This window comes from Pseudomonas sp. NBRC 111124 (genome assembly GCF_001320245.1).
GTDB lineage: Bacteria > Pseudomonadota > Gammaproteobacteria > Pseudomonadales > Pseudomonadaceae > Aquipseudomonas.
This window is the reverse complement of record NZ_BCBA01000003.1, coordinates 1-9,747: the sequence shown is the minus strand read 5'-3', so window position 1 is coordinate 9,747 and position 9,747 is coordinate 1. Positions and strand designations below refer to the sequence as shown.

At 65.1% G+C, this 9,747-nt stretch carries 6 protein-coding genes; 4 read left to right on the top strand and 2 right to left on the bottom strand.

Annotated elements, in window-relative coordinates; genetic code table 11:
• Positions 1 to 46: 46 nt before the first annotated feature.
• On the top strand, positions 47 to 958 hold the full coding sequence (locus APH28_RS01950; RefSeq protein ID WP_060507365.1) for a DNA-3-methyladenine glycosylase: 912 nt from the start codon (positions 47 to 49) through the stop codon (positions 956 to 958).
• A gap of 214 nt (positions 959 to 1,172) precedes the next feature.
• Positions 1,173 to 1,433: a DUF1652 domain-containing protein gene (locus APH28_RS01945; protein WP_054885291.1), complete on the top strand. Its 261-nt coding sequence runs from the start codon at positions 1,173 to 1,175 to the stop codon at positions 1,431 to 1,433.
• Positions 1,434 to 1,451: 18 nt separating this feature from the next.
• Here APH28_RS01945 and APH28_RS01940 read toward each other — a convergent pair whose 3' ends face one another.
• Positions 1,452 to 2,066 carry a Yip1 family protein gene (locus APH28_RS01940; protein WP_060507364.1) on the bottom strand — a complete coding sequence of 205 codons (615 nt, stop codon included), beginning with the start codon at positions 2,064 to 2,066 and terminating at the stop codon, positions 1,452 to 1,454.
• 85 nt (positions 2,067 to 2,151) lie between these two features.
• Positions 2,152 to 2,439, bottom strand: coding sequence for a hypothetical protein (locus tag APH28_RS01935; protein ID WP_060507363.1), 288 nt, complete (start codon positions 2,437 to 2,439; stop codon positions 2,152 to 2,154).
• 455 nt (positions 2,440 to 2,894) lie between these two features.
• On the opposite strand from APH28_RS01935, the gene mnxG reads away from it, so the two are divergent.
• Both mnxG and APH28_RS01925 read left to right on the top strand, forming a co-directional pair.
• Complete coding sequence (mnxG, locus tag APH28_RS01930) at positions 2,895 to 8,741, top strand: manganese-oxidizing multicopper oxidase MnxG (protein WP_060507362.1); 5,847 nt, start codon at positions 2,895 to 2,897, stop codon at positions 8,739 to 8,741.
• Between the two features lie 12 nt (positions 8,742 to 8,753).
• On the top strand, positions 8,754 to 9,747 hold a 994-nt coding region (locus APH28_RS01925; protein ID WP_177334207.1), incomplete at its 3' end, for a YncE family protein.

The window sequence follows — 9,747 nt, the reverse complement described above, 5'->3', positions numbered from 1 at the left end:
GCGAAGAGGCCGGTACAAACCACACAAAACTTGGCATGATGCAGCGATGCCTCTGTCACGCCTGCACGCAGTGCACCGTTCACTCACCGCTTCTGGCCAGCACACCTTGTGGCTGCGCTACCCCACGCCGTACCACTGGCCTTCGACCTTGGCCTTCCTGGCCGCACGCTGTATCCCCGGGATCGAAACGTTCAGCGATGGCACCTATCGCCGCAGCTTCACCGTGGCTGACAAACACGCTGTACTCGAAGCCCGGCCCACCAGTGGCAATCGCCTGTATATCCATCTCAGCGGAGTGCCTGCCTTAGCTGTGCCCGCCCTGATCGCCCGCATCCGCCGCTTCTTCGACCTCGACGCCGACCCGGCCCGCATCGCCGCCGACCTCTCCCGCGACCCCTTGATGGCCAGGCTGATCGCCGCCCGCCCAGGCCTGCGCGTCCCGCAAGGCTGGGACGCCTGCGAGCAAGCCATGCGCACGGTACTCGGCCAGCAGATCAGCGTGGCAGGCGCCATGACCCTGGCTGGGCGCCTGGTGGCGCGCCATGGGCAACCGTTGCGTCTGCCGGCGGCAGGTCTGACGCATGTCTTCCCGACGGCGCAAGTGCTCGCCACTGCCGATCTGGAAAACATGGGCATGCCTCGCGCACGTGCAGCGACCCTCGGTACCCTCGCGCGCGCGTTGCAGGCGCAACCCAGGTTGCTGCGTAACGGCCAGGCACTGGAGCCGCTGCTGGCCAATCTTTGCCGCTTGAAAGGGATCGGCCCTTGGAGTGCCCAATACCTGGCACTGCGTCAGGCGGGCGCATGGGATGCATTGCCGTTGGGTGATGTGGCGCTGGTCAAGGCCTTGCGACTGCTGGAAGGGCCCGACGCCCGGCTGGCTGAACGCTCCCAGGCCTGGTGCCCCTGGCGCGCTTATGCCGCGCAGCATCTATGGGCGTCCCTGGCTGACAAATAGAGCGCTTGGCGACCGCCTGTCGCGAAGTGCCAGCAATTGATCGAACAGGCGAGGTCCGCTGCGGTTCTTCCACTAAGGTGCTAAGGGATTCCCCGCACGATCATTGCCCCGGCGCATGGACGGCCGCTTGGGCATGCGCAATATCAATTGGCACCCCGCCTGGCAAAGGCGTACTCACACACAACAGGCCATCCAGTACAGAGAGGGTCGTACCATGTCGTTGATAGGAGTTTCGATGCTGGAAATGCGGCAGATCATCGAGCAGGCCTGCCTGCCCGACCGCTGCGAAGTCAGCTGCCCGGACGGCACCACCCTGACCATCCGCCTGGGTCAGGGGCAAAGCCTGGAGGAGGGCGTGACCCTCTCCGGAGTTTCATTGCAGAGCTTGAACAGTTGCCGCGACCTGGTGAACCTGGTCGGCCAGCTGCACACGCTGCGCGACAGCCACCCGGCGGCACTCAGGGCCATCGCCTGAGCACCCGTAGTGCACCGGTCAGCCGAGGCTGGCCGGGCGCACGTATTCCGGCATGAGCCCGTTGGTCCAGAACAGGATCATCGAGACCAGGATGGTCACCAGCAACAGCAGCCCCACCCCCCAGACGCAGCTGGCAAACAGCATGGCCTGCTCCTTGCGCAGGCGCAGGAAGGTCTGCAGCCCACCGTACAGCAACACCGTCGCGTAGGCGGAAGCGGCGACCAGCGCCACGAATGCCAGCCAACGGATCGGCACCAGGCCGACCACGCCCGCAAAGAACCACGGTGTGGCGCAATAAGCGGCGAAGCCTATGCATTGATTGAGTGTCGGTTGTGCGTCGAAACCGCGTGACATCCAGCGGATCATCACACCCATCAGCATTACTCCGACCACCGTGGTGGCATACAGCAGCCCGGCCAGTTGCGCGGCACTGGCCATGCTCAGGCGCACACGATCCTCTGCGGCAAGGCTCCAGCCGAAAGTGGTGGTACCGACGAACAGGCACAGGGCGGGGATCAAGGCGAGGGCCAGCAGGCGTGGCAGATATTGTTGCGGATGATCTTCCTCGGCGCGGCGGATGTCGATCCAGGCGTCAGAGGGGTGAGTGAAGAGCTTGAGCAAGGGGCTGTTCATGGCGTTCTCCAGGAGGCAGGGCCTTGTAGGTATGGAGATCCACCGTTTGCGTCAGGTTCAGCCCGGTGCGCCGCCGTTGATCGGCTTATTGCAGCTCCACCAGCAGGTTCAAACCGCCATCCCCGCATTTGCCTTGATCGCGCACCACGCCATGATAGCTGCGCCCGTCCCACACGAACGCCACGCTATGGGCGCGCTCGACTTTGTCCGGCAACGGAGGGCAAATATGCAGGCGCAGGGCAGGGCGGCCCTGCAGATTCAGGGGGGCGAGCTGGCATTGGCACTCCACGCTCAGGGCTACCGGGCCGAACAGGGTGTCACGTACGTAATCGAGTTGCAGGCTGGAATTGGGCGCGCGGCCGGGCATCTTCATGGCCGCTGGGCTCCTGGGCGGTGGCACTGCAGAGAAGGCTGGAGAGGCATAGGCGGCAGGCTCCTGGCTAAAGGATGGCACTTATCGTTGTTTGGAAGCTTACCGGAGCTGGATGTTCAACTTATTTCATGAGGTTTCTGGGATGTACCGACGAAGGGCCGTCTGGCGACCCTGAATGGCGCACGTTCAATCCAGTAGCCAGTGCTTGTCACCTTGGCTCAGCACACCGCCGTGGTCGGTTCGAAAGATAACTGGATGTAAGCTTGCCCCGCGTAGCCAAGCTCCCAGCCCCCGAAACGACAATGCCTATCATCCCCCGATTCGGGGAATTGCCGTGGGGGATCCTCCCCAATCTGCTCCGTTTCCATGCCTAAACTATTGAAATAAAACGCCATTTCCTTATGGCACACAGCTTGCTGACCTCCACGCAGTGTTCTGTGTCCCGGAGGTGCAGCATGTCGACCCCGTACAAAGGCCCCGTCCTGACTTCACTTGTCCTGGCCTTGTTTGGCTGGGACGCGACCGGCGAGAGCGAGGCTGCCGTGCAATGTCAGCGCACCCTGGTGGCCGATGTGGTTGCGCTGGACCAGCCGCTGATGTTCAACCGCCTCGGCGCGCAGAACGCCAATGGCATGATCTTCGCCCTGCGCGAGGATGTGGTGGATGACCGCCAGGTGCCGCTGAGCAAGGGCGGCACTGCCGTGCCGGGCAAGGTCACCCTGCGCCCTGACAAGCGCCCACGCCCGATCGTGCTGCGCGTGGCCGCCGGTGATTGCCTCGCGGTCAACCTCACCAACTTGCTCGACTACAAGGCCAACCCCAACAAGCACGGCATCGGGGTCGATGATGAAGTCGAGGGTGTCGAGCTCCCGAAAGACCCTGGCGCTGCAGGTTTCGTCGCCGACGAGCAAGTCGCCGAGCGCATGGTCGGCTTCCAGGTCAACGGCATGCAGGCGGTCAACAGTATCGCCGACATCTCCGCCAACACCGGCCGCAACGGCAACTTCCTGGTCAGCCCCGGCAGTACCCGCAGCTACACGCTATATGCCGAGCGTGAAGGGGCATTTGCTGCCACCAGCAAGGCCGCCACCTTCGGCGGCGAAGGGGCTGCCGGTAACGTTGCCAACGGCCTGTTCGGCCAAGTGGTGGTTGTACCCAAAGGTGGGCGAACCTACCGCAACACCCTGACCGAAGAAGAAATGCGCCTGGCCACCACCGGGCGTACCGCTACCGGCCAGCCGGTGATCGACTATGAGGCCCGCTACCCGCAGCGCGAGCCGTGGGTGACTGAGGGCAAAGCCGGCAAGCCGATCATCGCGATGACCGACGGCAACCAGATCATCAACAGCGAAACCGACGCCATCGTCATGGGCCCCAACCCGGATGGCAGTTTCCCCAAGTCCACCTACCCACTGGAAAGCCTCGGCAAACGCAACCCGGCGCTGCCCAATCGGCTTGAGGCGTTCCGCGACTTCGCCTCGCAGTTTGCCGATGAAGTGGCCGGCACCCAGGCCTTCCCGGGCTACTGGGCGGACCCGGTGATGGGGCATGTGCTGGAACCGGCACGCGACGCGTTCATGATCAACTACGGCTCCGGTGGCATGGGCGCCGAGGTGGTCGCCAACCGCTTGGGCGTGGGGCCGATGCATGACTGCCTGTCGTGCGCCTACGAGGAGTTCTTCCTCAGTGCGCACACCGTGGGCGATATCGGCACCCTGGTCGATGTGCCGGCCAACGTCGGCCTTGAACATATCCGCCCCGGCGAAGTACCGCCGGCCAGTGCTACCGGGGTCAAGGCGAGCATGGCCCTGTACCCGGCGGAGCCGGCCAACGTGCACCACAGCTACATCGGTGATTTCACCAAATTCCGCAACACCCACAACGGCCACGAGCAGCACATCTTCCACCTGCATGGCCATCAGTGGCTGTTCAACCCCAACGACGACAACTCCGACTACATCGATGCCCAAGGTATCGGTGCCGGCATCGGCTACACCTACGAGATTGCCAACGGCGGCTCGGGCAACCGCAACCGGGTGGCCGGCGACGCCATCTATCACTGCCACTTCTACCCGCACTTCGCCCAGGGCATGTGGGCCATGTGGCGGGTGCACGACGTGTTCGAAGAAGGCACCCGGCTGGCAGTCAGCGGGCAGGGCGAGAACGGCTTCCACAGCACGCCGTTTGCACTGCGCAATGGCAAGCCAGCGGCAGGCGCTCGAGCACTGCCGGACGGCGAGATCGTTGCCGGCACGCCAATCCCGGCCATCGTGCCGCTGCCAGGCAAGGCCATGGCGCCGATGCCTGGCAAGGTCGTGGTAGTGCCCAAGCTCGCTGCCGAGCAGGTGGCCGCCAACGACGATAACGCCCCGGAACGGGACGGTGATGAAGCCCACGCCCAGCAGCCTGGCGCTGCCAAGGCGATCGGCTCGCTGGCCCTGGTTGACCGTAGCGAGGCCAACCGCAACCCGGACGGCACCCTGAAAAACCCAGGCTACCCGTTCTGGATCGGCGGCATGGAAAGCAGTGTCGGCAACCGTCCGCCAACCCCGCCATTGGATATGCTCGACCCGGCCCTGGCCCGGCAACTCAAGGACAGCGGCAAGGCCCTGTGGGCCAACCTCGACCCCAACCAGGTCGATGGCTGGGACGGCGGCCTCGGGCGCCATGCGCTGGACGGCGTCTCTGCCGGCGGTGAAGCCGTGACCACCACCACCAAGCTGGACTTCTCCAAGGTGGTGCACCGGGCCAAGCCAATCTACCTGCCGGAAGAGGGCACCGACGTCGAGCAGGCCGCCATGCAGTTCCATGCCGCAGCCGAACACCCCAGCTACGCGCTGATCCCTGGCAGCCAACCGGTGCCCAAGGCGTTCCGCACCAACGGCGCGCTGCCGACCGCAGGTGCGCCGTTCTACGAGCCGTGCATGGATGACCGGGGCAAACGCCTGACCCAGTCTTCCGGTGTGGGTGAATTCTTCAGCGGCGAAAGCCTCACCGGCATCAACTTCCGTGGCGCGTCCGGCTTTACCGCAGACCGCCCGCGCATCTACAAAGGCGCCAACATCCAGTTCGACGCGGTGTACAACAAGGTCGGCTACCACTTCCCGCAGGCGCGCATCATCGCCCTTTGGGAAGACGCCTGGCCAGTGATCACCAAGCAGCGCCCGCCAGAGCCGCTGGTGATGCGCATGAACACCTTCGACTGCACCATGTACCAGCACACCAACCTGATCCCGTCGTTCTATGAAATGGACGACTACCAGGTGCGTACCCCGACCGACGTGATCGGCCAGCACATCCACCTGCCCAAGTGGGACCTGACCGCCGCCGATGGCTCGGCCAACGGCTGGAACTACGAAGACGGCATCCTCTCGCCCGGCAGCGTGGTCGAGCGCGTACATGCCATCCGTGCCTTCAACAATTGCACCGAGGGCGATACCCGCGACGGCACCGCTGCCTGCCCGAAAGCCAGGCAGCACCCATACTTCGGCCGTTTCGGCCGGGCCGACTGGCTGGGCGCGCGCACAGCCATGCAACGCTGGTTCGCCGACCCGCTGGTCAACGTGTTCAACGTCGACCGTGGCCTGGGCACCATCTTCACCCACGACCACCTCGGCCCATCGACCCACCAGCAACTCGGCCTGTACGCCACCGTGCTGGCCGAACCGGCCGGGTCCACCTGGTACCACGCCGAGTCCGGTGAGAAGCTGTACAACCCGGCCACCCGCCAGGACGGCGGCCCGACCTCGTGGCAGGCGGTGATCCAGACCGGGGACAACGACGGCGATGGCAAAAACGACAGCTACCGCGAGTTCTTCCTGGAGTACAGCGACTTCCAGCATGCCTATGAAGCGGGCGTGTACGTCGGTGCCGGCCCGGATGGCATCCCCAATGCCCAGTCGTTCCCGGCCACTGCCGACAGCTTCCGCTACGCCATCAACCCGCCGGTACGCGGCAAGGCCTCGAACCTGCTTGAAGCCATCGTCGAAGAGCGTGGCGGCATCAAGCCGGGTTGCCCAAGCCGGCCCTGCCCACAGGCGATCTCGGTGGATGACCCGGGCATGTTCGTCGTCAACTACCGCAACGAACCGCTGGCCCTGCGCGTATTCGACCCGAACAAGGTCGGCCCTGACGGCAAGCGCGGGATGCAGGCCGATGGCCTTGGCGGTGACCTCAGCTACGCGCTGCAGACCCGCACCGACCGTGCCATCCCGGCGATGAACATGGCGCCGTCGGCGATCAGCTCGGCGGTCGGCCCAACCGGTGGCACCACGCGCTTCCCACCGCATATCAACAAGGCCGGCAGTGAACCGGGTGACCCGTTCACGCCGATGCTGCGCACCTACAGCGGCGACAACGTGCGCCTGCGCATGCATGCCGGCGGCCATGAGGAGGAGCACAACGTGACCCTGCACGGCGTGAAATGGCTGCAGAACGGCTCCGGCTTCGGCAACAGCTCCAACTCGGGATGGAAGTCATCGCAGATGATCGGCATCTCCGAGCAGCTCGGCTTCATGGCACCGGTATCGATGATCTCCAGTTCCGCCGCCACCAACGGTGACTACCTGTATTCGCTGGACGCGGCGCTGGAAGGCTACTGGAACGGCATCTGGGGCATCATGCGCAACTACACCGCCCAGCGTGCCGACCTGTTCCCGCTGCCGAACAACCCGCAGCCGGTGGCCATGCGCAATACCGTGAACTTCGATGGCATCTGCCCGAAAACCACGGCCAACCCCAATGGCATCGGCACCCGCGCCACAGTCAAGCGCAGCTACGAGATCGTCGCCGCGCTGGCCAACGACATACTCGACAACCGCAACGGCGTCGCCATCAACGACGTCGCCGGTATCGGCCAGCATGTCGGCGGGCCGCTCAAGGCCAATGGCGGCACCCTGGTGTTCAACAACCGCAAGACCAGCATCCCACTGGTCAGCGGTGTCGATCCGGAGGATGGTGAGCCGTTCAGCATCGGTGGCCACAGTGCCCCGCTGCACGACCCGACCGCGATCATGTACGTGCGCAAGGCCGACCTTGATACCACCACCGGCAAGCTGAAAACCGGGGTGCCTGTGGAGCCGCTGATCCTGCGCGCCAACGCTGGCGACTGCATCAGCATCACCCTGGAGAACCGCCTGCCCGAGGTGATGCCTGACCTGCCCAGCACGGCGGTGATGCACAACGTGGTCAAGCGCGACCGGTTCGACAGCGAGGGCGCCACCGCCTTTGCCAACAACCTGATGCGCCCGTCCAGCCATGTCGGCTTGCACGCGCAGCTGCTGGCCTACGACATCACCAAGTCCGATGGTGCCAACGTCGGCCTCAACCCGGTGCAGACCGTACCGCCACGGGTCGGCAACAGTGGCGCCTACCCGAGCAAGGTGTACCAGTACTACGCCGGGCACCTGGAGCGTGAAGGCAAGCCGGTGCTGCAACTGGGCCGCACGGTGGACAACATCAACACCACGGCGATCGAGTTCGGCGGCCTCAACCTGACCCCGTCGGACTTCATCAAGCAACCGCAGAAGGGCCTGGTCGGTGCCATGAGCGTGCTGCCGCAGACCGCCACCTGGAGCGAAGACACGGCCAGCCGCAGCCAGGCCACGGTGAAGGTCACTGGCCAGCCGGACTACCGCGACTTCGTCACGGTCTGGCAGCGTGCGCTGAACATGCGCTGGGCCGATGGCCGCCCGGTGGAGGGCATCAACGCCGAAGGCAACGGTGCGGCGGGCGACCCGCAGGACAACGGCAACATGGCCGTCAACTACCGCACCGAGCCGCTGTGGCTGCGCTTTGGCATGGCCCCGGACTCGCCGTTCGGCCACGCCAATGGCCTGGGCTTCGCCGATGTGCCCAACGCCCACATGGCCTACGCCAATGCCCTGGTCGGTGGCGACCCGCTGACCCCGGTGCTGTATGCCAAGCCGGGCCAACCGCTGCGCAACCATATCGTCATGCCCAGCGGCGGCAGCCGCGGCATGGTCTACCAGCTGGACGGGCATATCTGGCCGCTGCATGCCTACCAGGCCGAAAAGAACGACCTTGACGGTTACCCGATGAGCCTGCCCGGTATCGGCTCGGTGCGCTTTGGCAGCAACCCGATGGCCATGTACATCGGCGCCCAGGAAAGTGTACTGCCAGCCGCGCACTTCAGTTTCATGCTGCCCAGTGCCGGGGGCGCCAACGCCGTGCCGGGCGACTACCTGTTCCGCGACTACGCCGCCTACGGCAACCTCTCGGGGCTGTGGGGCATCCTGCGGGTGACCAACGACCTGCCGCCGGCAACCGCCGCTGGGCAGTAAGGGAGCGCGAGCATGAATAACAAGAATATTCGCTCTGCCTACATGGGATTGGTAATGGGGGCCGCGCTGATTGGCCTGGGCATGGCCTACGAAAAGCTCTGGTGCGACCCGCGCGAACTGCTGCAGGCACCTGCCGACCCGCAGGCCCTGCACCGGCTCAGCCGTGACGGCGTGACGGTGGAGTTCGAGGCCCGGCCATTGGCCGGTGGTGAGCTGCGTGAAGGCGCCTTTGCCAATATCCGCTTCAAAGTCACCGACCAGACCAGCGGCCAGCCGCTGTCGGGCATGGCGCCTGGGGCCTGGATCGACCCGGCGCAGGCGGCGCCACTCGAAGGGGGTAGCCGTGACCAGAGCTGCAAGGCGCGAGTTGCGCTGTTTCTCAAGAGCAGCATCGGTGCACGCCCGCTGCTGGACCTGAACAGCTACTTCCTGCTGGTGCTGAACAAGGATGCCAGCCTCACCGTGATCGACCCGACCGTCTCGGTGGGGGGCATCACCAGCACCTTGGCACGCATCGAGCTGCCGGGCCGGCCCATGGATTGGGCAGCCACCCGTGACGACAAGCAGGTCTTCGTGTCGATCCCTGAGCGTGGCCAGGTGGCGGTGATCGATACCGAGACGTTCACCCGCGTGGCCACCCTGGAAGCCGGCCAAACGCCGGTTCGCGTGGCCTTGCAACCGGACCAGCACCGGCTGTGGGTTGGCAATAACAGCAGCGACCCGGCCACAGGCGGGGTAACAGTGATTGACGTCCCGTCGCGCAGTACGCTGAAGTCGTTCGCCACGGGTTCCGGGCACCACGAAATCGCCTTCAGCGCCGACTCGCGCTATGCGTTTGTCAGCAACCGCGACGGCGGCACGCTGAGCATCATCGACATCCCCCAGATGCGTCTGGTGAAAACCCTGGAAGTCGGCCCGCACCCGCTGTCGGTGGCCTACTCGGCCCTGTCCCAGGCGGTGTACGTGGCCAGCGGTGAAGAAGGCACGGTGCGGGTGATCGATGCCC